At 48.6% G+C, this 26,177-nt stretch carries 26 protein-coding genes; 2 read left to right on the top strand and 24 right to left on the bottom strand.

The window, feature by feature from the left end; genetic code table 11:
• Positions 1-257 (top strand): hypothetical protein (locus NE619_RS15750; RefSeq protein WP_330640810.1); only part of this gene is annotated, 257 nt, incomplete at its 5' end.
• A 132-nt stretch (positions 258-389) separates the two neighbouring features.
• On the opposite strand, the gene NE619_RS15745 is transcribed toward NE619_RS15750, so the two are convergent.
• The 24 genes from NE619_RS15745 to NE619_RS15625 form a co-directional block, all read right to left on the bottom strand.
• Positions 390-911 (bottom strand): DNA topology modulation protein, encoded by a 522-nt coding sequence (locus NE619_RS15745; protein WP_256133416.1) that lies wholly within the window; start codon positions 909-911, stop codon positions 390-392.
• Positions 908-1,498, bottom strand: coding sequence for a flavodoxin family protein (locus NE619_RS15740; RefSeq protein WP_256133415.1), 591 nt, complete (start codon positions 1,496-1,498; stop codon positions 908-910). Before NE619_RS15740 ends, NE619_RS15745 begins: the two co-directional genes overlap by 4 nt.
• 55 nt (positions 1,499-1,553) lie before the next feature.
• Entirely contained in the window at positions 1,554-2,270 is a 717-nt protein-coding gene (locus NE619_RS15735) for an ABC transporter permease (protein WP_256133414.1), read from the bottom strand.
• Positions 2,263-3,180, bottom strand: a complete 918-nt coding sequence (locus NE619_RS15730; RefSeq protein WP_256133413.1) for an ABC transporter ATP-binding protein — start codon at positions 3,178-3,180, stop codon at positions 2,263-2,265. Before NE619_RS15730 ends, NE619_RS15735 begins: the two co-directional genes overlap by 8 nt.
• Before the next feature lie 64 nt (positions 3,181-3,244).
• Complete coding sequence (locus NE619_RS15725; RefSeq protein WP_256133412.1) at positions 3,245-4,318, bottom strand: HAMP domain-containing sensor histidine kinase; 1,074 nt, start codon at positions 4,316-4,318, stop codon at positions 3,245-3,247.
• Positions 4,306-4,980 carry a response regulator transcription factor gene (locus NE619_RS15720; RefSeq protein ID WP_256133411.1) on the bottom strand — a complete coding sequence of 225 codons (675 nt, stop codon included), beginning with the start codon at positions 4,978-4,980 and terminating at the stop codon, positions 4,306-4,308. The genes NE619_RS15725 and NE619_RS15720 overlap by 13 nt, the downstream gene beginning before the upstream one ends.
• A gap of 72 nt (positions 4,981-5,052) precedes the next feature.
• Positions 5,053-5,679 (bottom strand): sugar O-acetyltransferase, encoded by a 627-nt coding sequence (locus tag NE619_RS15715; protein ID WP_256133410.1) that lies wholly within the window; start codon positions 5,677-5,679, stop codon positions 5,053-5,055.
• Between the two features lie 5 nt (positions 5,680-5,684).
• On the bottom strand, positions 5,685-6,200 hold the full coding sequence (locus NE619_RS15710; protein WP_256133409.1) for a hypothetical protein: 516 nt from the start codon (positions 6,198-6,200) through the stop codon (positions 5,685-5,687).
• Between the two features lie 41 nt (positions 6,201-6,241).
• Positions 6,242-6,955, bottom strand: a complete 714-nt coding sequence (locus NE619_RS15705; RefSeq protein WP_256133408.1) for a DNA alkylation repair protein — start codon at positions 6,953-6,955, stop codon at positions 6,242-6,244.
• The gene (locus tag NE619_RS15700) at positions 6,900-7,484 is read right to left on the bottom strand and encodes a GNAT family N-acetyltransferase (protein ID WP_330640808.1); all 585 of its coding nucleotides are present in this window, start codon (positions 7,482-7,484) and stop codon (positions 6,900-6,902) included. The genes NE619_RS15705 and NE619_RS15700 overlap by 56 nt, the downstream gene beginning before the upstream one ends.
• Before the next feature lie 106 nt (positions 7,485-7,590).
• The gene (locus tag NE619_RS15695) at positions 7,591-7,944 is read right to left on the bottom strand and encodes an MmcQ/YjbR family DNA-binding protein (RefSeq protein ID WP_256133407.1); all 354 of its coding nucleotides are present in this window, start codon (positions 7,942-7,944) and stop codon (positions 7,591-7,593) included.
• Positions 7,945-8,041: 97 nt separating this feature from the next.
• Entirely contained in the window at positions 8,042-8,515 is a 474-nt protein-coding gene (locus tag NE619_RS15690; RefSeq protein WP_256133406.1) for a GNAT family N-acetyltransferase, read from the bottom strand.
• A 566-nt stretch (positions 8,516-9,081) separates the two neighbouring features.
• A complete protein-coding gene (locus NE619_RS19040) occupies positions 9,082-10,101 on the bottom strand; it encodes a bifunctional GrpB family protein/GNAT family N-acetyltransferase (RefSeq protein WP_330640807.1) in 1,020 nt (339 codons plus the stop codon).
• Between the two features lie 109 nt (positions 10,102-10,210).
• Positions 10,211-11,560: an MATE family efflux transporter gene (locus NE619_RS15675; RefSeq protein ID WP_256133405.1), complete on the bottom strand. Its 1,350-nt coding sequence runs from the start codon at positions 11,558-11,560 to the stop codon at positions 10,211-10,213.
• Between the two features lie 475 nt (positions 11,561-12,035).
• Complete coding sequence (locus NE619_RS15670) at positions 12,036-13,721, bottom strand: methyl-accepting chemotaxis protein (RefSeq protein ID WP_256133404.1); 1,686 nt, start codon at positions 13,719-13,721, stop codon at positions 12,036-12,038.
• Positions 13,722-13,764: 43 nt separating this feature from the next.
• On the bottom strand, positions 13,765-16,485 hold the full coding sequence (locus tag NE619_RS15665) for an EAL domain-containing protein (protein WP_256133403.1): 2,721 nt from the start codon (positions 16,483-16,485) through the stop codon (positions 13,765-13,767).
• Positions 16,486-16,553: 68 nt separating this feature from the next.
• A complete protein-coding gene (locus NE619_RS15660; RefSeq protein WP_256133402.1) occupies positions 16,554-17,927 on the bottom strand; it encodes a winged helix-turn-helix domain-containing protein in 1,374 nt (457 codons plus the stop codon).
• A 668-nt stretch (positions 17,928-18,595) separates the two neighbouring features.
• Positions 18,596-19,453: an ABC transporter permease gene (locus NE619_RS15655; RefSeq protein ID WP_256133401.1), complete on the bottom strand. Its 858-nt coding sequence runs from the start codon at positions 19,451-19,453 to the stop codon at positions 18,596-18,598.
• Entirely contained in the window at positions 19,450-20,364 is a 915-nt protein-coding gene (locus NE619_RS15650) for an ABC transporter ATP-binding protein (protein ID WP_256133400.1), read from the bottom strand. The genes NE619_RS15655 and NE619_RS15650 overlap by 4 nt, the downstream gene beginning before the upstream one ends.
• A complete protein-coding gene (locus tag NE619_RS15645; protein WP_256133399.1) occupies positions 20,348-20,773 on the bottom strand; it encodes a DUF3021 family protein in 426 nt (141 codons plus the stop codon). Before NE619_RS15645 ends, NE619_RS15650 begins: the two co-directional genes overlap by 17 nt.
• A 14-nt stretch (positions 20,774-20,787) precedes the next feature.
• Entirely contained in the window at positions 20,788-21,228 is a 441-nt protein-coding gene (locus tag NE619_RS15640; protein ID WP_256133398.1) for a LytTR family DNA-binding domain-containing protein, read from the bottom strand.
• Between the two features lie 105 nt (positions 21,229-21,333).
• Entirely contained in the window at positions 21,334-21,837 is a 504-nt protein-coding gene (locus tag NE619_RS15635) for a membrane lipoprotein lipid attachment site-containing protein (protein ID WP_256133397.1), read from the bottom strand.
• Positions 21,838-21,895: 58 nt separating this feature from the next.
• Positions 21,896-24,013, bottom strand: coding sequence for an FtsX-like permease family protein (locus NE619_RS15630; RefSeq protein WP_256133396.1), 2,118 nt, complete (start codon positions 24,011-24,013; stop codon positions 21,896-21,898).
• Entirely contained in the window at positions 24,000-24,758 is a 759-nt protein-coding gene (locus NE619_RS15625) for an ABC transporter ATP-binding protein (protein ID WP_256133395.1), read from the bottom strand. The genes NE619_RS15630 and NE619_RS15625 overlap by 14 nt, the downstream gene beginning before the upstream one ends.
• Before the next feature lie 704 nt (positions 24,759-25,462).
• Between NE619_RS15625 and NE619_RS15620 the strand changes: the two genes are divergently transcribed.
• The gene (locus tag NE619_RS15620) at positions 25,463-26,164 is read left to right on the top strand and encodes a LytR/AlgR family response regulator transcription factor (RefSeq protein ID WP_256133394.1); all 702 of its coding nucleotides are present in this window, start codon (positions 25,463-25,465) and stop codon (positions 26,162-26,164) included.
• Positions 26,165-26,177 lie beyond the last annotated feature (13 nt).

Raw genomic sequence — 26,177 nt, 5'->3', positions numbered from 1 at the left:
CTTTGGCACAAACCGAAGAAACTCTGGCACAAACCGAAGAAAATTTGGAGAAAACGGAAAAAGATCTGCAGAAAACGGAAAAAGATTTGCAGAAAACCGAGAAAGATTTGCATAAAACCGAAAAAGCCCTGGCCCAGGAGAAGCGAGAAAAGCAGGAACTGCTGCAAAATCTTGCTGCCAGCGGTATGTCGCCGCAGCAGATCGCGCAGGCCAGCAAGCTGCCGCTGGAAACTGTGAATCGGTATCTGAAAGACTAATCTATACGATGCAAAAACAAAAGCTATGGATCTGACAGACAGTTTCATCAGACCCGTCTGGGCCGCTCACCACGGCCAGTATCACATAACTTGTAAAACAAGCGAAAGGATAGTTCCTCCTGGATTGCCGATTCAGTTGTCCAGGATAGTACTCAGGCTATCCTTAAGCTTGTCCAGCTGCCGCTGATTTTTGATGACAATCAGCTTCTCTTTATACTGCTCTGCGATTCTGCTGAAATGTTCCTTGTTGTCTTTGTTTCTCTGCTCGATCAATACCCATTTGACGAACTCCCAGTCCAGCTTTTCTTCGCAGCCCGGCGCCATACTTTCCCTCACAGCTCCCCGGTTTTTGAAAAACCGCCTGCACACACGCGCAAAACAGGCTGCTCTGGAAAAATTCAGGAAAAAGATCAGATCCGACTGGCAGAGCCGCTCCTCCTGCAGGAAAAACGTGTAATTTCCCTCAATGATCCAGTCATCCTGCTCCATGAACGTTTTCACCATTGCCAAAGCTTCTTCTCTGTTCCGCTCCTGCCAGTGGGAAGTAAACTGAACCGTATCCAGAAAGAGGACGGGCAGTTGACGCATCTGCCCCATAAGGGCGGCCAGTGTGGATTTGCCGCTGCCGCTGTAGCCGATAATGCTGATCTTCATGCCCTGCTTTCCTCTTTCCCGCACAGCTTTCTGGCAAACTCCCGGGCATGCCGTTCTTTTTCCTCATCCATGAATACCGTCTGATAGCCCATATGCCGTTCCGCCAGCATACCCAAGTATCGGAGCTGCGAATGTTTGCAATAGCGCCTGATCCCTTCTTCAAGAAGGTCGGCGCCCTTTTCCGGAGGGTAGCCGCAGGTGGTGATAAGCGCCGCCGGTTTTCCCTTCCAAAGTGAAGGGCCCTTTTTTTCTCCGTAATACTTGTTCAGTCCGTACACCATCCGGTCCAGCAGAGCCTTCATGGGCGGCGTACAGTACCAGGAATACACCGGCGTCGCCAAAACGATCACATCGCAGGCCAGCAGTTTTTCCGCCAGCTCCGCCGCATCATCCGAAAAGCGGCAGGCAAAAGCCGACCAGTCGGCCTGACAGGTCCGGCAGGCTGTGCAGGGCTTTATCTCTTTATCATAGAGATGGATCAGATCATATTCATGGCCGCAGGCCGCAAGCTCTTCTGTGAAAGGCTTAAGCAGCGCGGCCGTATTTCCGTTCTTTCTCGGGCTTCCCATCAAAATACAGTATTTCATGACTCCCTCCGTTGTTTTTGTCTATTGTACCACACTTCCGGGCAGAGTTAAAAGCCTACTGTTCCTGCCTGCGAAAACATTGCACGGCCAGGAAAGTGCCCAGTATGCCGCAGACTATAATCGAGGCCAGACAGATCCCAAAATAACCGCTGAAAACAGGTACCATCCCTGAAATCGCTACGGCTGTCCAAGGACAGATACTGCCTGGTAAAATATACTCAGCGGAAACCTGACTTCCCGCCATCTGGATCATAGCCATAAAAAGCGCTGTCAGCACGGCCGGATAAAAGATTTTTCGCTGCCGGAAGGCGACGGCCAGAACAGGAATTCCCGCCAGAAAACTGAGAATCCCATTGCGGGCCAGCAACCCGGCCGCATAGCTCACTTCCCCGCCGTGCAGCATCAGATATCCACAAAGGCTTATGGACAGCGATACGACCAGAGTAATCAGATACCAGAAAAACCAGACTGCCAGCTTTGCCAGGGGAAAATCAGTTTTGGAAACCGGCGCAGTGAGGACATTTCGCAGGGTGCCGTCCTGGTATTCCTTCTGCACCAGGCTGGTAACAACAAAGCCGCTCACACAGGGAAGCATCAGCGTGTTTAACATGACCACTGTATTCAGCCACTCTGCCGGCGGAGTCATTCCTTTATCGAGCGTAAAGGCTTTCACGATGAGCAGCGCCGGAATCAGCCAGAGAACAGCAGACCCGACCAGAACCATTTTATTTTTCCTCAGCTTCATCAATTCCGAGCAAACAGCATTAAGCAATGCCCTCACCTCCTGTCAGTTCTTGAAAGTGTCTTTCCAGGCTGCTGTGCAAAATCCAGATCTGCGAGACTTCCAGCCCGGCCTGAAAAAGTCTTTTGTTAATTTCCAGGCTGCTGCAGGTTTGATCCCGGACTTCAATTTCATTGTTTCCTAGGATGACGCACTTTTCCAGTCCCATTTTTTCCGTGAGAAAGCGAATGACCCGATCCCTATTTGCCGTGCAGATACGGACGCCCGATCTTTCTTTCTGCTTTAATTCTTCATAGCTGCATTCTTCTAAAAGTTTGCCTCTGTGGATAATCCCAATCCAGTCCGCCAGCTGTTCTATCTCAGACAGCTGATGACTGGAAACCAGAACGGTCTTTTTGCACTCGCAGCTCAAGGTTTTGATTAGCTGCCGCATTTCAGCAATTCCAATGGGATCAAGACCATTGGTAGGCTCATCCAGAATCAGCAGTTCCGGGTCATGCATCATGGACCGCGCCAGAGCCAGCCTTTGCTTCATTCCCAGAGAATATTCAGCGAACTTCTTTTTATTTTGGGGCAGTCCCACCAGGTCCAGCACCTGCGATATGGCTTTTTTGTTTACCTTTCCCCGCAGTCTGGCAAATACAGAAAGGTTTTCCGCAGCTGTCAGTTCCGGGTAAAAGCCCGGTGTTTCGATACTGCTGCCGATACGCAGATAAGAACTCTGATCGCTGTTTGCCAGTTCCCTTCCAAAAAGCTTGATTCGCCCTGACGTAGGGGCTGCCAGCCCCAGAATCAGCCTCATAGCCGTAGTCTTTCCGGCTCCGTTTCTGCCCAGCAGCCCGTAAATTCGTCCGCAGGGTATGTGCAGACTGACATTTTCCAGGGCAAAACTTTCGCCGTACTTCTTTGAGAGATTTTCCGTTTCAATCGCATAGTTCATCGTATGACTCCTTTCAAAAAACAAATGTACACTCTCTGTTTAAAGAAAGTGTACATACAAAGGTTCAACTTTTTATCTGGTTCTGCGATTTTTGTATTCGCATGGTTACACAGCATCCCACCTGACGGTTTTCAATCTCCAGCGTTCCCTTGTGTATCCCGCACAGCACGCGGCTGGTATAAAGGCCCAATCCCATATGCCGGCCTTGTTCCCGGCTGCGCTCCGTATAAAATGGTCTTTGGGCATTTTCGAGAGCAGTCCGCGAAAACCCTTTGCCATCATCCAGGACCCGGATCAGCAGAGACGCCGCTGTCTCTTCCAGCAAAACGGTCACTTGTGATCTTGCGTGTTCCGCAGCGTTGTCCAGCAAATTTTCAAAAACCCGCATGAGAATTTCCAGGTCCAGCTCATAGGTCTTTTCTGTAAGCTGCGAATGAAGGGTAAACGTTCGCCCTCTGCTGCCGCAAAGAAGCTCCCCAATCTGCATCAGTTCTTCTTCCAGCAGCCGGCGCTCTACGATTTTGGGTTTGAAAGGAAGCTCCTCCATTTTATGCAGATTGTTGATTTTTTCTACATACTGACTGATTCGTTTCAAATGCTTTTCCATGACTGCCGCTTTTTCGCGAATTTCTTCCGGCTCTATAGTGTCGCACTCCAATTGCAGCATTTCAAGATGGCCGCTCACAATAGACAGCGGTGTACGCATGTCGTGGGAAAAAGCAGCATTGAGGCGTTTGCGTTCCTGCATGGTTTGCCAGACAAGGCGCTGATTGTCCAGCAATGCCTGCCGCATCTGCTCAAACGCATGACAGAGCCTGCCCATCTCATCCGCGGAATCATAATTTATGGAAAAATCCAGATCGCGTTTCCCAATGCGCCCCGAAGCCTGTTCCAGCAGACGCAGCGGTTTTTTGATCTTTGTTTCATAAAAAATCCCGGCGGCGGCGGCAAGGCACATCAGCGAATACACCAGGACCATGGCCAGCATCACCGTATTGCGGGCCGGTATCGTCCACAAGTCCAAAAAACGCGAGGTCAACAGGCAGAGCAATATATCCGCTGCCAGAAAAAACACTACATAAAAAACAAAACTCCTGCGGATCGGCAGATCACGCAGTTTCCCTTTTATTCCATCCATTTATATCCTACTCCCCACACCGTTTCGATCATCTGCCCGCAGCCATAGTCCGCACAAATCCTGCGTATCTTGCGCACATGCTCGGCCACCACGGAGCTGCTGCCTTCGCTGTCATATCCCCAGATCCTCTCATAGATCGTTTCCTTATCAAAAACCAGCCGCGGGTTTTGGGAAAGCAGTTCAATGATGGCAAAATCCTTCTTGGCAAAGGGCAGGGAGTTTCCCTTGTAAAAAATTTTATGCTTTCCGTAATCAATGGACAGGTCTCCGGCAAAGCTGACCTCTGTTCTGCCGCCTGCCCGTTCTTCTCTGCGCAGATGGGCCGCCACCCGGGCTTCCAGCTCCGCCAGGGAAAAAGGCTTTAAAATATAGTCGTCCCCGCCTGCGGCAAAGCCTCTCACTTTATCCATATCATCGTCCTTGGCCGTAAGAAAAAGGATCGGGCAGGAAAGGAAAGGTCTGATTTTTTCGCAGACTGAAAATCCGTCCGCCTCCGGCATGTTCATATCCAGAAGGATCAGATCCGGCTTCTTTTCGGTTTCCCTGACTGCCTGCTCCCCGTCGTAGGCGGTCAGAACCCGGTAGCCCCTTTCCAGGAAAAAGTCTTTCAGCATTTCCACAAGATCGTATTCATCATCTGCAATGAGAATTTTCTTTTGCATGACAGCTATGCCCCCTTTGTCAGCCGCTCGTTTTCTTGGCTTCACTTAGTTTAGCGCACAAAGTTCAACTTTTTATCTGCTTTTTTGATCTTCCGGCAGAATCAGATGGGCTTTGCTGTCTTTTTCTGTGATGGGGCGGATGGGACGACAGGGATTTCCGTAGGCCAGATAGCCGTCCGGGATATCCTTTGTCACCACGCTTCCGGCGCCGATCACTGCGTCCTTTCCAATATGAACGCCGCCAATAACCACCGTGTTGCAGGCGATCCAGACATTGTCGCCGATGTGGATTTCCTCTGCGTATTCGGCCATTGTCGTGTTTCCCTGCTCATCGATACCCATGCGCTCACCGGCTATGAGGGGATGATTTGTCGCCATCAGGGAAACGTTGGGGCCAAAACAGACGTTATCGCCGATATAAATGCGGGCGTCGTCCATAACGGTGAGATTGAAATTGGCGAAGAAATTTTCACCGATAAAGGTGTGGCTGCCGTAATTGAATTGGATGGGGCCCTGAAAATAGTAGGTGCTCCCGATGCTGCCGATAAACTCCCGGATGATGGGCAGCCTGTCCGGGTCGTATTCGTCCATGGCATTATATCTCTGGCAGGCCTGGTGCGCCTTATGCTTGATATCCTTCAGCTCTTTTTTTCGGGGATCAAACATATAGCCTGCGAAGATTTTTTCTTCTTCCTTCATATCGCTCAACTCCTTTTCCTTACAGCCCAAAGAACCAGTATCAGCAAAACCGTACAGCCCACACTGATGAGAAATCCCATCAGCTGTTCTGTCCTGCGGCCCTGCCATTTTTCAAACCCCTCTTGTGAAATGCTTTCTTCTGTGATTTTCACTATATAAGCATGCCAGCCGCCTGCCAGTACGATGTGATCTTCTTGATCCAAGGGCTCTTGCATTTCAATTCCATATCGTTTTATGAGGGGCAGCTTTTCAAAGGCAGCATAATGCACCGCACCGTCTTCCGCCGGGTACACCGCCACAATGGAATCGCCTATTTGTTTTACAGTGCTCCGGCCCACAACTCCGCCGCCTTCTTCAATGATCTTCTCAATTCCGGCCTCCGTCACACTGGCCTTATAGCTGTAAAAAATGGCTCCTGCGGTTAAAAGCATCAGCAGACACAGGAAAATCAGCAGCCCGGTTCTGAGGCGCGTTTTTACTGTCCCTTTTTGCTCCGCGGGATTTACAGATTTATCTCTCATGGCATTACCTCTCATCTGCGTCCAGGGATATCATTATTCCGCTACTTTTCCGCACCCATTTTGGATTTAGCTGAAATCAGACGACTGCGGCCTTCCACCTTCACCAGGTTTTCCAGTTCTTTCAGCGCGTCTTTGGCGATCCAGACCTGGGTTTTATCGCCACTGGCCTTTAATTCGTGGGCCAGTAGAATAGCCTTTTCGTTGTAATCAAAATCCCGTTTTCCGATCTCCCGCAGGGCCCAGGAAACAGCTTTCTTCACGTGCTCCCGCTCGTCAGCCGAATGCTCCGAGATTAATTCCAAATAGTGGTCCAGCGTCTCGCCTGCAAGCTTTTTTTCGTGGATAGCTGCCGAAGCGATCAGCGTAAAGGCAGCCCGTTTTTCATAGGTCTTTTCCGATTCACCCCATTGAGGGATCAGGCATTCATAGCCCTTAAGCTTGATAATTAAATTCTTGCAGAGGTGGTCGCAGAGATCCCAGGAAATCACATCCTCCATCAGCGCCGCAGCTTCCTCCAAAGAAGTCTGCTTCTTATCAAAGAGGAGCACGGCTAAAAGTTTTGCTTCGTGGTATCCTGTTTCCCATAGCTCATGGGCCAGCTCATTGGATTTTGGCACGTCTTTAGCCAGCTTGCGCACATCGCCCGTAGAAACGCCGATGCTGCATTCTTCGGGAATTCCCATTTTCACAACATTGGCCTTATACTTCTCCGACGCCATTCCTTGCAGCTTCTCTATTATTTCCTGTGTTTGCATCTGTTTTACCTCCTGCTGTTAAATCATATTTCATGATATATTCTTCTGTATTTTCACCGACAATCTGAAAGCCCAGAAGTCGGTACATATTGAAAGCGTAATTATCCTTTTGCACGGCCAGCGAAACTTTCGTATAGCCGGCGTTTTGCAGAACAGCGAGCATCCGCCTCATCATGGCGGTGCCGATCCCCTGCCCGCGGTAAGGCTTGTAGAGGGAAATCGCCAGTTCCGGGACAGCATCGTCGATGCTCCCATATCCCTTGATCGTTCTCGCCCACACAGCGCCCACTAGACGGCCTTCGGCCTCGGCGCACAGACAGTAGTCATCCGGCCCTTTTCCGAAATTTTCAATATATATTTGAAGCTCGGGTTTTTGGATAATATCCTTCGGCGCCGGATTTTCCCCATCCCGCTGGAAGATGGCTTCGTACAAAAAATCGGCAAGCCTGGGATATTCGCAGGGTTTCATATTTCGTATTTTGTAATTTATTTTTTTCTTTGCTGTCATCGCATTATTTCCTTTATTCATGTGGCGATTTCTCCTGCGCCTTTTGCGACCCAACCCGCTTTTCTCCCTAAAATCCCGCAACCATTTTCCGAAAAAAAGGCTCTTGGTCGCAAAAACAGCTTCCTTTTCATTTCGTCAAATCATAGCTCAGATCGATCAAATCGCAGATTTCTCCCTCAGGAACCGGGCCGTTGAGAAGGATCGTGATCCAATGCTCTTTGTTCATGTGATAGGCGGGCAGGTAGCCCTCCTGATTTCTCAGGGTGCCGATCAGGAACGGATCGCATTTTACATTCAAAACATCGACCATCCGGCTCCCGGCAAGACCCAGCTTGTCCTGAGGCACGTTCATAATCAGGCCGAACCATTTGCCTGCTGCCTTATGCCGCAACACCGCATGTTCAGGCCACTTGCCCCACGGATAGTCCGGCTCGACCGCGTAGGTTTCTTTTACATATTGAAAAATTTCATTTCGATTCATGATGTATCACCGCCTTTCTTGCGCTACAGCCATATGGCAAAATCGCCGTACTTGAATGATATGGGTGTCCCCATCAATTTGTTCTATTGTAAACCAATCATTCATATTTTTTCTCGTCCTTTTTCATCAAATAGTTGGTCAGCTTGATTTCGTCCAGCTCTGCTTCCTGTTTGCTTATCGTTTCATAGCCCCGCTTCTCAAAAAAGGTCCTGGCTGTTATGGATGCGTGGACAGTAATGGCTTCGATGCCTTTTGTGTACACATGGCGTTCCAGTTCATCACAGATCGCCGTAGCAATCTTTTTCCTCTGGTAATCTTTATGAACAAACAACTGATCCAGGTATCCAGTGTCATCAATGTTGCCGTATCCGACAATCCGATTTTCTTCTGCGGCCACAATCGTATATGTGTCCATAAATTGCTGTCTGTTTTGCAGCAGCCTGTCACACCGTCCCGACCATGCCTTGATTTGTTCCTGGGAATAATCTTTTTTATTGACACTGCTGATCGTCCCTGAGAAAAGCCTGGCAATTTCCTGCAAATCATCTGCTCTGAATCTTCTTAATTTCATATGATATTCTCCGTATTCGTAGGTTACTAGCCTCGATGGGCCCGGGTATTCCTACAAGTGTGCGGTAACTTTTCATAAAATTGATGTAAAGTTACGCAAAGTTGTGGGTTTACGGACGCCCGGAGCCGTACAGAAGTGAAAATTTGTGCTATCGGTCGTTCTAGGGGCTGCGGGATCGTTGAAAAATGCGTAACTTTTCGCAAAACCCGGGATAAGTTACCGAAACCGCCTTCTTCCAGTTTCGCCAATCCGACCGGCTCTGCCAATCCGGTCAATCCCGCCAGTTGGGCCAAGGGGAAACGTCTATCCGCTTTCACATTGTAATGCGCTAAACCATTTCCGGATCTTTTATATGAAAAAACAGGGCAGAGCGGATCTTTTTTCAACGTTTCTTGCTCCTATCGGTCAATTTCAGGTGGAAATTTCAAAAAAATAAATCCATAATCCCCGCAAATCCACATATTTTGTCCGCTTCAGTTCAGTTTCAAAGCAAAAAGCGCCAGGCCATTTTCTTGCCGCAAAGTAGAAAATAGTGAAAGCTTCTCCCCCCGGCCCCCCTGCGGCCGTCACCTCGTTTCCGCCATATACATTCTGCTTTCTTCGCCTCCGTCACAGCAAACCATGGTAAAAAAATCCCAGCCGCATTTTTCGTAGAATTCTGTGTGATCGGTTATCAAATACAGCTTTGAGAATCCCAATCGGCTCAAATCCCTGCGGGCAAAATCCAAAATGCGGCTGGCAATCCCCTGGTTTCGATAATCTTCTTCCACATAGAGCGCACAGAGATTGGGAGCCAGATCTTTTCGCTGGTGAAAATCATTGTCAATCACACCTGCACCGGCGATGATTTCCTGCTCTTCATTTTCTACGATATACCACTGAGGGATTCCTGTCTGCTGGCTGATGCAGGCTTCCATACTTTCCCGGTACGCTTCTTCCGGAACGTCCCACTTGCGGCTGAACCAGCAGGAAGCCTTCTCCAGGGCCTGCGCATAATCTCTGATGGGCTCTATTTCAAACCCGTATCTGTTTTTATACTGCCGCTTGGCCATATTCGTGTAAGTTTCCACCAGGTCCGCCTTGCCCTCCGTGTATCCGTCACGATCGTATTCAAACTGCTCCCAAAGCTCCAGCTTTCGAGCTTCATACATCTTGGCGATATCGGTATGCTCTTTCAAATAATCGCGAAAATACAGCTCATCATGATCTCCGGCCCGCCGCAAATGCAGGTGGAACACCTTCTCCGCAAATCCGGCTTTCGTATAGCCTTTATTGAACGAAATCCGCCGCCTGTCCTTTGCCATACAGATGTAGCCGTTGGCTGTCAGACGCCTTTCCATGGCTTCCCAATCGCAGGAGGGATCTGTTTCCACCAGAACGTCGATAGTCGGTTTCGCCCATATCGTTTCAATGGCCGTGCTCCCGATGTGTTCGATCCTGACGATTTTTTCTTCCGGCAACGCAGCCTCAAGGCAGGCCTTTTCCTCCTCATACCAACTTTTCCAGCATGGCCTGTGCTCCGTCAGGGCGATGGGAAACATCTGCCACAACTCTTCCAAAGTCAGTTCAGATAATTCCTTTTCCACGATTTCCCCCTTTTTCCAGTTTACATTCATTTTACCATTATACCATCTATCAGCCGGCCCCGCACCTGGTTATTGCCGCAAAATCCAGGGCCACATCTTCCACCCTCTTTCAAATCAGACGGCGGTTTTTCCATTTTCCTTTGGCAAAATAGATTAGGCCGATCAAGGCGGGAAGTAGCGGGGAAAGAGCCTGGCCGACACAAATTCCAACAAAGCCATAGCCAAGAATACTGCTGAGTATCCAGCCGAAAAGCAGACGTACAATTACCGAATCAAGCAGCGAGTTGGTCATCGCCAGCATAGCGTTTCCTGCTCCGATGGCAAAGGAGTCGCAGGTATACATAACACAATAAACCAGCGAATTGAGCGAACAGCACACCCGCAGATACAGCACTCCGTTTTCCAAGACCAGCCGGCTGGACGGATCAAACAGAGAAATAATCGGGGCCGCAAAAAACTGCACCAGTATCACAACTACTGCCGTGACCGCCAGATTCAGCCACAGCCCGGCAGTTCCGGCTTTCTTCGCCCGCCAGAAATTTTCCGCTCCCATATTCTGACCGACAATAGCTGTCACAGCCTGACCGATGGCCCAACAGGGCATAGCAGCAAAGGTATTCACCTTCAGACCGATTCCGGCGGCTGCCGCCGCATCTACGCCATATACATTTATCATCCCTGTTATGATCAGATAGGAAAAATTTACGATTACCATTTGCGCAGCTGAGGGCAGGCCTGTCCTCAGAATCTGTTTTAGGGAAAGACGGTCGATGCGAAAACTCCTGAGTCGAAAGTCAAAGAGGAAGCTTTGTTTTTTCAACAGCATGGCTGCTGCCAGAAAGGAGCCGCCCTGTGCCAGGATCGTAGCCCAGGCCGCGCCTTTTGTTCCCAGGCCCAAGGGTCCTACCAGCAGAACACCCAAACCAACGTTGAGCGCTGCGGCAACCGCTGCGAAGATAAGGGGATTTTTCGAATCACCGAGGCCTTTCAATACGGAGCAAACCGCATTATAGCCAAAGACACAGATAGTCCCCAGCAAATAGATCCGCATGTAGTCATAGGCATCCGCCATGGCCGCCTCCGGGACGCGAAGCAGCGATAGCACTGACCGGCAGCTGAACAGGCCTGCCGCTATAACCAGCAGAGCTGTAATTGCCGAAAGAGTGAACAAAGTTCGGGCAGCTTGTTGCTGTCCCTGCTGATTTGCCGCTCCCTTATATTGGGCAATAATAACCGTACCTCCCATTGTCAGACCTATGCACAGGGAACTGATTACAAAACCGATCATCGATCCGTTGCTGATGGCCGCAAGCCCTGTCTTTCCCACTATCCTTCCGACTACCAGCATGTCCGCTATTCCGTAGAGAGATTGCAGCAGATTTGCAAAAAACACCGGCAGGCTGAATCGGATCAGATGCCCGGCAACGCTGCCTTCTGTAAACGATTTTTTATCTTTCATATGAATATATCCTTTCATTTCATAACAATTTTGGCGATTTGTGTTCCAGAATCGCGATTTATCGGCTCATGCGGAACGCAGGATTCCTCCAAAAGAAAAAGGCAGCAGGCCATCCGCGGACCTTCTGCCAATATAAAAAGTTTAGCACAACGCAAAAGACCGCAAAGCAAACACCTGCGGTCTCTTCATCACAGTTCTTTATTTTATCTCAGCGGCACACAAATAAGGCGTTTTATTACGCCCTTTCGCTGTTGTCTGCCGATGAGAAAATGAGCAGGTTCTCTGCTCTTCGCTGCCCCGCATAATGTCTCATCTTATCCATTTATACGGAGCCTTTGCTATTGTGAGTTTCATAAAGTTTTCCTTTTATCTGTTTATTATACTGGGGCCGCACATACCCAGTCAAGAGCCTTTCATCATGTATAATCTCAGAGAGTAAATATTGCATCCATCCACAGCTTCAAAATTCTCCCCCTCATATTTTAAACTGGCTGACCAGCTTTTCCAATACCTGCGCCTGAGAGGAAAGATCTTCGCTGGCAGCCGCCAGTTCTTCTGATGTCGCAGAATTATTCTGCACGACATTGGATATCTGTTCCACTTCATCTGTAATATGTGAAATGGACTCACTTTGATATTGGGTTGCGCTGGCTATCATATCCACGGTCCTTACAACCTGCTTTGTGCTTTCCACGACATCGGCCAGCGCCTCTGCCGTTGTGTGAGCAACGGTTTTCCCTTTATCAACCGCTGCCACTGTTTCCTTTATCAACGTTGTTGTATTTTTAGACGCAATAGATATTCTGTCAGCTAAATTGCGAATCTCCTTTGCCACTACAGCAAAGCCCTCTCCGGCTTCACCTACTCGTGCAGCCTCTACAGAAGCATTTAAAGCCAGGATATTCGTTTGAAAAGCAATGTCCTCTATTGTTTTTATGATCTTGTCAATTTGATTGGACTTTTCACTGATTTCTTTCATTGCTAGGATCATCTTCTGCATCTGCTGATTACTCGTAGCAACCTGTGCGCCGGCCTGATCCGTCTGCACGCGTGCATCATTTGCATTTTCCTCTGTTTCTTTTACATGCTGTGATATATTATTTACGGCGGCAGCAAGTTCTTCGACCGAACCGGCCTGTTCCGCCGCCCCTAAAGCAAGTGCCTGCGCTCCCGAGGATATCTGTTCGCTGCCGTCAGCAACCTGTTTTGCCGACTGGTTAATCTGCAACAGGATACTGCTGAGGCTGCCGCAAAGACCTCTCATTGATATTAAGATGCGATCGTATTGACCCCTATAATAATCTTTCACTTTGGATTTAACCCTAAAATCTCCTTCAGACATGGAGCCAAGCATATAGTCGATATCTTCAATAATCGTCTTCTGGTAGTTGATTAAATCCTGTATACTGTTCGACAGTCTGCCTAATTCATCCTTCGATGTATAGGTAATGAGCGCGCCGTCCAATTCTCCCTTTGCCAGTTTCTGGGCCGCATCCTCAATCTCCTTTACAGGCCTTCTGATACTTTTAATAATATAGAGGCCAAATAATAATGCTAACATGATACTCAAAACCAGGACCACAGAAACGATAATGATTACCGTTGTCTGGGCGCGCTCTCCCTCTTTCACCATAAGCAGTGCGTTCTCGCCCGCTACATCTGCTATCGCTTTCAGAGTATCTGCCATCTGGTCCAAAATTGGAACATAACTGGATTCCAGAATTTGATAAGCTTCCTCGCGCTTTCCTGCCTCTATCAGATCAAACACTTGGTCGCGGTGTACGATCGCCTGCTGCAAAAGGGAATCAACCTGATCCACCATTGCCAGATCCCCTTTGAACGATTTACGAATCACAGGGAATGTTTTCCGCATATTCCCAAGACTATTGCTCGCTTCTTTAATGGAATTCTCCGCTTCATTCTTATCCGGAGCCATTATGGCACTCAGGATATCCGCCCGTGCGGCCTGCATTTCCTTCCTGGCCAGCCATACATTAACCGTGACCGTGTAATTATTATCATAAAAGGAAGCCATGTTATTGCCAATTTTATTAAGCATGAATAATGCAGTGATGCTTGCAGTCAGACATATTACGACTATCACTGCATATGACAATAACATTCTGGATTTCAATTTCATATTCCGTATATTTTCTAACATAATTCCTCCAAGCTGTAGCCAAATAGTTTTCCTTTTATGTATATTACTTCTCTTTGTCATCCGTTGCTTTTAAATAGCTCGTTTCGTATTCCTCCATGGGCAGAGGTTTGCTGAATAGAAATCCCTGGGCCAAATCCACGCCGCAGGAACGGAGGGCCGCAAACTGTTCCTCATTTTCAATTCCCTCCGCAACCAGGTTGACTCCCAGGCTGCGGCAGACATCGGAGATAAGCTCTACAATCGTTTTGGTTTTAGGATTGCAGGCAATATTATCGATCATGCTCTTATCCAGCTTGAGTACGTCAAAATCAATCTCCGAGAGAAGCGCCAGGCTGGCATACTCGGTTCCGAAATCATCGATTGCGACTGCGAAGCCTGCATCATGCAGACTGGAAATCAACGCCTTTATATCCAAGCCCTCCATATCATGTATTTTCTCCGTAACCTCTATTTCCATATAATGCGGAGAAATGCCATACGTCTCACAGATAGTCGTGAGATGTTCCACAAAAGAAGGCTGCATCAATGAGGACATAGAAAAGTTTACCGATACCGGGTAAGCCTGTTTTCCCTGATCCATCCAGTCTTTCAGCTTCGCGCAGACAAACCGGAATACATAAAAATCCACCAGACTGATCGACTCGTTTTCCTCCAGCAATGGAAGAAAGTTGCCTGGGAGCACCAGAGTATCGGATTTCGAGCGGTACCGGATCAGCGCCTCGGCGCCGACGGCCTCCTGATCGGATGAGGACACCTTGGGCTGGAGATACACTTCAAAGCGGTTCTTTTGCAATTCCTCCTTCAGAACACTGGGATCGGCGAGGCGCAGAATTTCATCGCTGTGATGGCGGTAACGCTGTGAAACAGGATGCAGCTGGTAAAATTCTTTCTTATCCTCGTACATCTTTGCATCTGCGTTGGCAATCGTCTGTTTTAAATTGCTGACAGATTCGGCCCACTGGGAACCGATGGCCGCCCGATAAAGCGGGTCCTTGTGGAACTGGGATCTCAGTTCGCGCAGCCTGCTGTGAAATACATCCTTTTTGATATCCGGGCAAATAATCACGAACTCATCACCACCGATGCGATAGAAATCCGCTCCCTCAAAGACCTGCTTCATTCGCTTCGCACACTCAACCAAAACCATATCGCCAAACTCATGGCCGTACTGATCGTTGATGTCCTTTAAGCCATTGACATCCAGATAAACAACTCCCACCGGGCTGTTTGGGTGAGCCGGAGCATTGGTGTCTTCGATATAGCGGTTTCTATTATAAAAGGAAGTGAGGGTATCAAAGTAGCTTAAATGCAAAAGCTCGCGCTGGTTCTCTGCATTGTTGCGCGCAAGCAGCAGAAAATAGCACAAGGTTTGAAGCAGAGAAGCAACATTCATGATTTGTTCGGCCGGCGGGTTGTCGACGGCCAGATAGCCCTGCAATTTTCCGGCGCTTGCCAGCGGCGCTGCCACAAGGCTCGTGATGGACTGTCCGCGCATGAGCTGGTATTCAGCCGGACTCAGCTCTTTAATCTCTTCCAGGTCCTGGATTACAATACATTCCTGCTGTTCAAAATATGGAAGCCAGCGTTCAATCAGCGAAAATTTAATGCCCTGCATTTTATCTTTATGGGCAGGCACACCGTCGGCGCACCATTCAAGCCGGTTGTACAGCTTTCCATCTTCAATATCAACAATATAGGTGCGGTCCGCGGAAAGAAAAGATCCGAATTTTTTCAGAACCTGTGAAGTTGTCTTAACGATGTCATGCTGCCGATACAGCATACTTACACATTCTGTAACCATTTTTTCGGCTTCCAGAGTGAACTTTAAGATTGTTTTTTCCCGTTCAGCCTTGGTAGTATCAAAGGCAATCTCCATTTTTGCCGGCCGGCCGTTCCATTCAAGCAAACGGTCCTTCAATATGTAATGACGTCCGGTTATGGGGTTTGTATGCTCCCATGTATAGTTTTCACCTTCCCGCAGCATCTGAATGGGACAGAATTCACAGGGTGCATCCTCCCCTTGGATAACGCGGTAACATTTTTTCCCCTCCAGCGAATCCACATGAAAGGATTCCATACCGGCCTGATTTAAAAACAGCAAATCATAATTTTCCGTATCCGTCACATACATCATTTCAGAGATCTCATTCATGGGCGCCTGTAAGCTCTCCTCCAATTGGGACAGCTGCTGCATCTTCCTTTGATTTTCCTCCCCGGCTTTCTCAATCTCCCTCCGAAGCCGTGCCTGCCTCGCGTTATAAATGCAGATCAGGATGACAAGCAAGGTAAACGCACAGTTGAGAATCAGCAGGCTTTGTGCTGCGGAGCGCACTCGTTTTTCGGAAAACTGCTCCGCAGAAGCTACCGTCCTGTCCGCCAGGTCAAAAAAGGATTCACTGTCGGCAAACAAAGCCCCGGCATCCTCTCCGCCGCGAACCCGGTAGATCTCTTTTTTCAATTGTTTCCATTCCTCCTGCATTTGGACAAGCAGATCCTGAAACTCATCGCTATCCAGGCGCGTAAGACCATAATCGCCTTCTCCGGTGTACAATTCCTTTAAAATACCGTCGATTTTTGCAATCAGAGCATCATTTGGCTGATGATTCAGCTCCTGTTTTATCAGCCTCTGAGTCGCTCCTCTTACAACGCCTGTATAATTGATCACTTTGGCATTTCCCTGAAGACTGTAAATGAAAAAGAAGGAAATCAGGCTCGATGCCAGCATGGCGATAACTAAAATAATTGGAAATACTTTTTTTTGCACAGCAGCCTCCTTCTCTTTAATACCGTCCTGTGCCGGGAAAGGTGTCTTCACCTTTTCCACTGGCCGCTTCACAGCGAAAAATTCGAATAGAAAAAGTTCGTTCTGTCCTCAATAAATGACTGCCATTTTTCAGCAAATGCGGTCAAATGATCGGTCTGTAAATCCCTTTCTAACTGACTGATAAAATCAGTTAGATCCATATCCGGCTGTCTTCCTGTACCCCTCAAGACGGCAAAGAAAATGTAGCCCCATGCCGCCAGCTCACTCAGCTTGCCATAGCATTCCCGTATGAAGGCAGACGGGCATTGGCGGGAAATAAACTTTAAAAGAACATCTATGCAAAGGATATTGTTGTTTTTTCCATGGAGTTTACTGATTTCCTGTAAAAGGTTTTCCCTCTTATCTTTCGCAGCCGATTCCAAAGTGTAAAGTGTTACATTGCGGACCGTCAGGGCCAGAAGCTGCATCGCTTCTCCGTGCAGCCGCAGATTTTCCTGGATTTCAGACTTGTTGATTATATCTGGGTCTATGGGCTTTAGGCAGACCTCAGTGCCGACTCCCATGTGGGTTTGGGTCACTCCCAGAGCTTGCAGCACTTCCAATGTCCGGCGCACCGTGCTTAGGGAAACCTGATATTGCTCTGCCATTTTAGGCAGGGACGGCAGATAACTGCCTGGCGGATAACGTTCCCACAGAATCTGACGGATAATCGCAGAGGCCAGGGTATACCGCACCTGGGGCCGCCTGCGGTAGATTATCCATGTAAAGGGAATCTGATCGACCTTTTCCAGGCCCTGTTTCCCATACATTGACTCGGCAAAGTCCAGCACTTCCCACAAAACCCGCTCATAATAGACATCCGTTTCCTGCTTGAGTCTGTTGGCTTTCTCCTCCGACAATAAATCCTCCGTCACATAATTGGCCTTTCTGTCATTTCTTTTGGGGTAAAAATAGCTGAGGTAACGCAGGCACTGCCAATAAAGGCCCCGCATTAAATCATTGTCAAAGCTGTTCAGAACATCCATATATAACTTCGATGGTTCTGAGGGGACTGCATCCCCTTTTCCGCAGACAGCATTTTGCCTGTTCATTTTTATATTCCGCAGACCCTTCTCCCATATCGGTAAAAACATCAGATTGCCGGCATGGCGAAAATCCAGGAATCCCTCTTTACGCGGCGCAAAATACTTTGCGGCGTTTTCCCTGAACAGATCCTCCGTTCCCTGATAAACAACCCTGGCAACTTTCCGTTTTTCTGTTTTTATATATCCGTTTTTCTCTAATTTTCTTAAGGCGGTCTGAACTGTATTGCGCGCTAATCCAAAAGAAGCGCAGATTTGCGGCACCGACTTCAATTGTTCACCATACCGGTAAATGCCAAAGAGGATACGCGATTCATAGTATTCGTAAATCAGTTCATTCAGCCCATTGTTTTCTTCCATTCCCGCCCTCCGATCAGAAACCATCCCAAACCCTGTTCACGTTGGGTATTGATTTGATTGTACCACTCTTTATACCGGCATGCAATAAAATTACCTGCATATTGTTGCCAACTTATAATTGGTATTTTAAACATAATTTGCGGGCTGTCTGGCAAGAAGATGACCTGGCGCTTTTTGCTTTGAAATTGGGCCAAAGCGGACAAAATATGTGGGTTTGCGGGTTTCACGGATCTATTTTTTTGAAACTTCCCCTTAGAATTGACCGGCAAGGGGAAGAAACGTTGAAAAAAGATCCGCTTTGGTCTAATTTTTTGGATAAAAGATCCGGAAACGATTTAGCACGTTATAATGCGAAAGCGGGTCGGCGTTTCTTATCGAGCGAAAGATGCCCGCCGCTCACCAAAAATGCAGGTCCGGTAACTTATCCCGATTTTTTCAAAAAGTTACGCACTTTTCAACGATCCTGCGGCCTTCGGAACGGCCGGCAGCACAAATCTTCATTTTCCACAGTTTCGAGCCCCCGCGAACCCACAACTTTGCGTAACTTTGTATGATTTTTTTGAAAAGTTACCGCAATACCCCATGGCGCGCAAACCACAGAAAAGACCACCGCCGCCGGTGGTCTTAATGAAAATCATATAAATGGTAATTACGAAGTCTTCCCTCCCTCAGACTCTCTTCCTCCGCGAAAGATTGACAGCCGCAAGGACAAAGAATAAAGCGCCAAAGCAGAGCAGAATAAGCAGGCTCAAAAGTGCCGATATTTCATAATCTCCAAACCAGAAGTGAATTCCCAGCATCTCCTTAAAGTCGGCCGCATGGGCGTCCGAAGCTCCCGCAAGGCTTTCGGCCATAGGCGCCGCCATCATCGTCTGCCGCATCAGAGCGGCCGCATGGGAGGTTGGAAACAGTCGCACGAGCCACTGCACCCCATCGGGAAGGATACCGATCGGCAGATAAATCCCTGTGATGAAACCGATCAGCGTGCCGATAATCGTACTGGCTGTGGAAAAGGCATTGTTGCTTTCAAAGAACGAGGTGATAAAAAAGATCATTGCCGTGTTAGCCAGATCAGCTGCCAAAATCAAAAGCAGCAGCTTGAAGAGCGCGGGCAGCCCCAGAAGCTCACCGCCCCGCGCCGCGATATAGATTTCTGCTGCGATCAGGGTAATGATGGAAAGTATAAAGCCCACAATGGCGGCGCTCAGCACATATCCGCCCGCCAGATCCCTTCGCCTCATGGGGGAAACGTAAAAATCCTTGCTGATTTTCTGCGCCCGGTCGCCGACCATGATGCCGAAAGCGCCCAGGGTAGTTGTCACAGAAGTGACAGACAAAAGCCCTGCCATCACCCAGTTGTCCATCAGCTGCTTTACATTTTCCAGGCCTTCAAAGTTGGAGGCCCAGGTATCGCCCAGAAACAGGACATATAAACCTACAATAATCAGGGAAGCCAGCAGCGAGAAGAAAACCGCCGACCGATCCCGGAAAAACACGTATAAATTCCTTTTAGTAAAAGCGATCATTCCCTCAGCTCCTTTCCGGTGATTCCCATAAAGGCATCGTCCATGGAACCGGCCGTCACCTCAAAACTTTTGATATATGGCCGGCACTGATCGAGGATCGGCAGCGCGTCGGTCGTTTTCCCCAGCTTTACGATAATTTTGCCTGAGTCCTTTGCGTAGTCCGCATCTAGGGCGGAAAGCATTTCCGCGGCTGCCGCCTCATCGCTCAAAACCATCTTGAGCCGATCAGCCGCATAGGTTTCCCGCAGCTGTACAGGGATCCCCTTGGCCGCGATTTTGCCATCATCGATCACCAGCACATAATCGGCGGCAGCAGCCTCCTCCATATAGTGGGTAGTCAGAAAAACCGTCATGCCCCTCTCCTTTTGCAGCCTGCGTATGGTTTCCCAGACCACCGTCCTGGTCTGCGGGTCCAGGCCGGTAGTCGGCTCATCCAGGAACAAAATTTCCGGCGTATTGATAAGCGCCCGGGCAATATCACAGCGGCGGCGCTGGCCTCCCGACAGCTTGCCGTAAGGACGCTTTCCATACTCCTGGACACCTACGGAGTCCATGGCCTTATCCACCGCCTGAGCAAGGGCCCTGCCCCTGAGGCCGTACAAAGCACCCCGGCAGTACATGTTTTCTTCCACAGTCAGCCGCTGGTCCAGCAGACTGTCCTGGAACACTACGCCGATGGATCTGCGTATTTGCTCATCTTCCCTGCCCAGGGTAAAGCCGTTTATCATGGCGGTCCCGCTGTCAGGCCTGAGGAAAGTGCAGATCATGTCAATCGTCGTACTCTTTCCCGCTCCGTTGGGCCCCAGAAAAGCAAACAGCCCGCCTTCTTCCACGTAAAAGCTGATCCCCTGAACCGCCCGAACCGCGCCATAAGCCTTTTGCAGATTTTCCACTTCAATGATGTGTTTCATGTTCTTTCTCCCTGATCTTACGATTGATTTTATTAGCGATAGAGCTTGCCTGCCAGAATAACACGGCAGAGGTAATGATGAAAACTGCCACGAATATCAGGCAGGCCTCAAAAATATATTTTCCTTCCCAGGGAAACCATCCGAAACTACCGCCGAAGCCAAGAACGCAGACAGCGACATCAAGCAGCTTCGCAGCTTCCGCCATAACAGCGGACCGAAAGCTGATCCTGGAAATCGGGTACATCAGTATACTAATCAGAGTCGTGCAAGCGAACACTTCCAACGCCATAGTATGGTCAAAACCAGACATCAAATCCTCGTTAAAGGACAGCAGTGAAAGGATCACCGAAACCGCCGTAAAGGATACGCAGTCGATGAGTACGCACTCTTTCAGGTTTAATTTATCCATAATGAAATCCCCCTTCATATTCCAAATTTTTCGCGAAAACCGCGCACATAGTGGCGATTTACCACCTGTTTCTCGCCATTGGACAATTGCGCTTCCAGCTTACCGCTCAGAAGCGGTCGTACAGAGCTGACCTTATCCGTATTGAGAATAGTGGATTTACTGATACGGACAAAGGGCGTATCCCGCAGCTTCTCTTCCCATTCGTACAGTCGCAGCGGCGTTTCGTAAACCTCTGAATTAAGGTAGAAAAACGTTTTTTCATCCACAGTTTCGATATAAAAGATGTCCTGCCGGGCCAGCTTATGGGATGCTCCGTCCCGATATCCCATTACGGTGCCTGCATACAGGCTGAGCTGCCGTAGCAGCGCCCGGGTCTCCTGATCGGACGACTTACTGCAGCGAACGGTAATCTCCGTCTCACAGGGGTCATCGACCCGCTCTACTTTTATCTTCAAGAAAACACCTCCCATCCGCTTTCCTCGGTTATTTTATCCTTTCCAATAAAAAAAGCAAGTACCCTGACGGTATCCTGCTTTTTTTCATGGGTCAAATGCGCGCCCTTATTCAATGTCAAACTCAGAGGACACGTTGTACTGCTTGTAATCCCAGTCTTTTTCGTCGGCAAAATAAGCAATGCTCTTAATGATACGATAATGTCCTGGCTCAAGGCCTTCTCCGTAACAGGCGCCAATATCCTGGATGATCCGCTTCTTCTGGCCCGGCGGAATGCGAATCTCCGGCGAATCCTCCTTCCCATCCCCGGTCTGAGTCAACTGATACCAGACTCCGTCTTTTTCCGCTTCCAGTTCATAATAATCGGAATATCGGTATTCTTTCTGCGAATTGTTTTCCACAGTCAGCTCAATTTGTTCCAAACTGGCGGAATCGTAACGCTCTTTATCCGCATGAAGGGTAAGGCCTGGCAGTGTATCCAGCTTTTCCTCGTTTCCATATGGGGAAACCGCGTACTTCTCGCTATAGTCTGCGGCATCCGGGCTGTCCTTCTCAGCAGAACAACCGGTCAGCACTGCCAGCAGCATAAAAATTACAATAATCCGTTTCATAACTCCTCCTTTACAGAAGCGGGCCGGCCATACCGGCCCATTTTTATTTCAACACACATCATTTTGGTATTACAAGGCTCATCACCCGTTTCAGGGACAAACGATACATCAGATACTGGTATAGAGCTATGATCGCGCAGAGAATCAGATCCACACCCAGCGTCAGGTACTCATTATACAGCAGCCGTCCATCGTTCTGCCACAGCAGCAGAATATAGTAGCCAAGCATCAGCGCCGCGCCTAAAGAGGTCGGTAGAACAAAGATCTTTTTCAGCTGAGACACGATCAGCCTGCGGATGTAGCGGTTGTTTGCCCCCAGCTTTCTCAAATCATCGAAAACCTGCTTGCCGGAAAGGCCGGTATTGATGCTTCTGGTATAACTGATGATGCCCACCGCCGCCAGGCAGATAACAGCCACATAGATAAACAACATATAGTAGAGGATGAAACTGAAAAAGGCGTTCTTTTGGTTGAGGATTTTGAAGTTGGGCGTGTATTTCCAGCCCAGATCGACTTCCGAATGATCCGGCAGAAGCTCTACCTGGATATCATAACCGTATTCTTTTCCCTGGGCCAGCGCTTCTTTTTTCTGAAAATCATCGTAAGCGCTCACGACTTTCATTTCCTCCGAAGCCCGCAGACAGTATTCCCGGTACAGCCCTTTGGCAAAATCATAGGACTTTTCCGCATTTCCTGCATTGAAGAGGATTTGCTTTATTTTCTGGTCCCTGGAAAGTCCCTTTTTCATTGTGGAAAAATCCGCGTCGTTGAGAACACATCTGCCGTTGACTACGAATCCGTCATTTTGAACCAGCGCCTGATAGCTGACCGTGCCGCCGTATTTCAGATCCAGACTTTGGCCGGTAGCCGTATTTTTTACATGATCCAGATCGTCAAAACGGTACCACAGGTTTTCCTCGGTTTCAGGCTTTTTGATCAGCTTGTAGGAACCTCGCTCTACCCTTTCCTTTTGACCTGTTATGCGGTTGTACTCTTTCTGGCTGATGAACTCCTGATAACACAACTGTTTTTTGTAAATTTCAATCAGATTTCCTTTGCTGTCATAGTTTTCCCGCTCAACGCCGCTGGCCAGCAGCCGGATGAACTGGCCTTCCCGGTAATCGCGGATATCCACGTTATGCTGCTCTGCCAGCTCTTCAATGTCCGCCCGTTTGACCTCATCGGCATTTTCCGGGTAGGTCAGAGCAAAATCCACCGGATTGCTTTCATTGTCAACCTTCCCGTTGATGTAGTTGGTGGGTCCGTAAAAACAAGCAAAGAGACTGGCGATAATCAGCAGTGTGATTACCAGCATATTTCGAACCACAGATGCTCCCTGAAACTTCATCATGCCATAGGAAATCATGTTTTTGTAATATTTCTGGGGATTCCTGCCCTTTTTATGCACAGCTATGGAATAAACCAGCAGCATGTAAAGACCGATCAGCGCCAGCACGTAAAAGAGATTGGGCATAGCTCCCAGATTCTTTTCAAATACTCGGGCTAATATGGATGGGATCAGCAATCCTCCCAGGATTCCCAGAACCACAAGAATACTTCCTATGACCGCATAACGGGCAGTAACCATTTTTTTGATCGGTTCGCTTCGCCGCTGTTCATTGATAATATCCATCAGGTTGCTGCGTTTCATAAAACGAACGCTCATAACCATCAGGCAGATCAGGACAATGCAGCCAAAGAGCAGACCTGTGCCTATGCCCGCCAGCGACATCATGCTGTCGTTTTCCACAGGAGATACTGCCAGCGCCTTAAATCCTTGCCCGATCAGCAATGCAAGAACCGTTCCCGCAGCCAGTCCCGCAAGGGTGCAGATACCTGTGAGCAAGGTTATTTCTGTCAGAAGCGCCCGGGACAGTTTGCCTTTTTTTGCGCCCAAGGCTAGAAACACGCCGGTTTCCCTGCTCTTGTAGCGGAGAAACAATCCCGCCGCATAGATGGAAAACAGCAGGCATCCCACTACCGCCATGGCAAAGATCATATAGACCTGCTTTTTAGAGTCGCCGCCCACCGGCAGTACGCTTTGGATCAGCGGGCTGAATATGACTTCCGAAAAGGAAGCGATTAGAATTACGGCAAAGGTGATACAGAAGATAAACTGTCTGTAGTTTCCCTTGTTTCTTTTGCGCAGCTTGGAAAACAGATTATTTAATGTCATTGCCTTCACCGCCATTCAGAATTTTTAATACGCCCAAAAGCTCCTCCAGAAATTCCCTTCTATCGCCTCTGCGAACCAGCTCTTTGTAAACAGTTCCGTCTTTCATAACGATCACCCGGTTGCAGTAGCTGGCGGAAAAGCTGTCGTGAGTTACCATGAAGGTGGTCGCGTTGAGATGCTGCTGCGCCGCAAGAAAGGCGCCGATCACAGCTTCGCTTGCCCGGCTGTCCAGATTTCCTGTGGGTTCGTCGGCCAAAATTAATAGCGGATTGTTCATCAGCGCTCTGGCTACGGCCGTTCGCTGTTTTTGCCCTCCGGAGATCTCCGCCGGAAATTTATTGGCAATGTCCTGAATCTCAAAGAGGGCCAGCAGATTCTTGGCCTTTTTCTCCATGGCTTTATAGCCCTCTCCTTTTATAACCTTGGGCACGCATACGTTTTCAAAGACCGTCAGTCCGTCCAGCAGCATAAAATCCTGAAAAACAAATCCCAGCTGTTCGTTTCGCACCCTGGCGATCTTCTCCTCGTCCAGGGAAGCCAGGTCCATGCCGCTGAGCATAACCTTTCCCTTTTCATAGGGAATAAAGCAGGAAATGCAATTGAGCAGCGTCGTCTTACCGCTCCCCGATGGCCCCATTACCGCCACAAATTCCCCTTTTTCTATCTGAAAGGACACGTCCTTCAATACCTTGTAGGTCATGTCTCCCGATTTGTAGTTCTTATACAAATGCTCTACCTTTAACATCGTCATTCCTCCTGATTTCTTGTGATAGCTTTATTGTAAAGCATCGCACGGGCACGCGGCTACCTGCGCCGCTGTCAACTTTGGCTGAGATTTTGTAAAGTTTTGCCTGCGCATCTTGCTTTCACAAAATGGCAAAAAGATGGTATACTATTCTGGCCGGCGAGCTGTGCGAGGTGCGGTAACTTTGGGAAAAATTAATGCAAAGTTACGCAAAGTTGTGGGTCTGCGGGGGTTCAAAACCGTTGAAAATGAAAATTTGTGCTGGCAGCCGTTCTGAAGGCCGCAGGATCGTTGAAAAGTGCGTAACTTTTCGCAAAAACTAGGGTAAGTTACCGGAACTGTCTTTTGGGATGCGGCCCGCATCTTTCGGTGGAGAAGAAACGTCTATCTGATTTTTCATGGTAACGCACTAAAGTATTTCCGGATCTTTTATCCAAAGAAATCGGCAAAAGCGGATCTTTTTTCAACGTTTTTTATCCTTGGCAGTCAATTTTAAGTGGGAATTTCAAAAAAATAAATCAGTAATCCTCGCAAACCCACAAATTTTATCCGCTCTGGTCCAATTTCAAAGAAAAAAGCGCCAGACCATCTTTTTGCCAGCCAGCTCACAAGTTATACGGATTTGTATTGGCGTTGCCGAGAGGTATGGAAGAAGCTGCCTGTTTCTGCTATGAAACAGGCGCAGTGGGAAAGGAACCTTCACCATGATAAAAATTGCGATTTGTGATGATGAAAAAGAGTTACGGCAGGACCTGTCTCAGATCCTGTCCCGCAGCCTGGATCTGCGGGGAATCGAATATGAAATTTTGAAATTTTCCTGCGGCGAGCAGCTTTTGGCACAGGCCAAGCGCCAGGGTCCGGACATTCTTTTTCTGGACATTGAAATGGACCAAATGGACGGCATGACCGCAGCCAAGGAGCTGCGAAAAGCCGGAAGCAGAGCGGTTATCATTTTTATCACGGCTTATCCGGACTATGTTTTTCAGGGTTACGAGGTACGCGCCCTCAACTATATTCTGAAACCGTATAAAGAGGAAAAGGTACTCTCAGTCCTCTATCAGGCGCTGGAGGAACTGCGGGTCAGCGCGGACCTGTATTATGTAGTTCGCCAGAAATCCGGAACCATTCGCTTGCTGCTCAATGACACCCGGTATTTTTTCAGCGAACGCCGCATGATTACAGCGGTGACCGGAACGGGCCCCGTCCTGTTTTATGGTAAGCTGGACGATCTGGAGCTGGAGCTTCCCCAGTTTTTTGTCCGCATCCACAACCGCTATCTGGTAAATCTCAATTATATCTCGGCCATTGAAGGGAACGCAGTCCTCTGTAAAGAAGAACAGCTTCCGGTCAGCCGCGCGCGCAGGCAGGATTTAGAAATAGCTTTCGCAAAATACATATTAAGGTAGGTGTCATCTTTGA

Origin of the sequence: Anaerovorax odorimutans (assembly GCF_024459955.1) — a bacterium.
GTDB classification, from domain to species: Bacteria; Bacillota; Clostridia; order Peptostreptococcales; family Anaerovoracaceae; genus Hominibacterium; species Hominibacterium odorimutans_A.
Note: the sequence above shows the minus strand (reverse complement) of the source record. Positions and strands in the feature narration are given on the sequence as shown.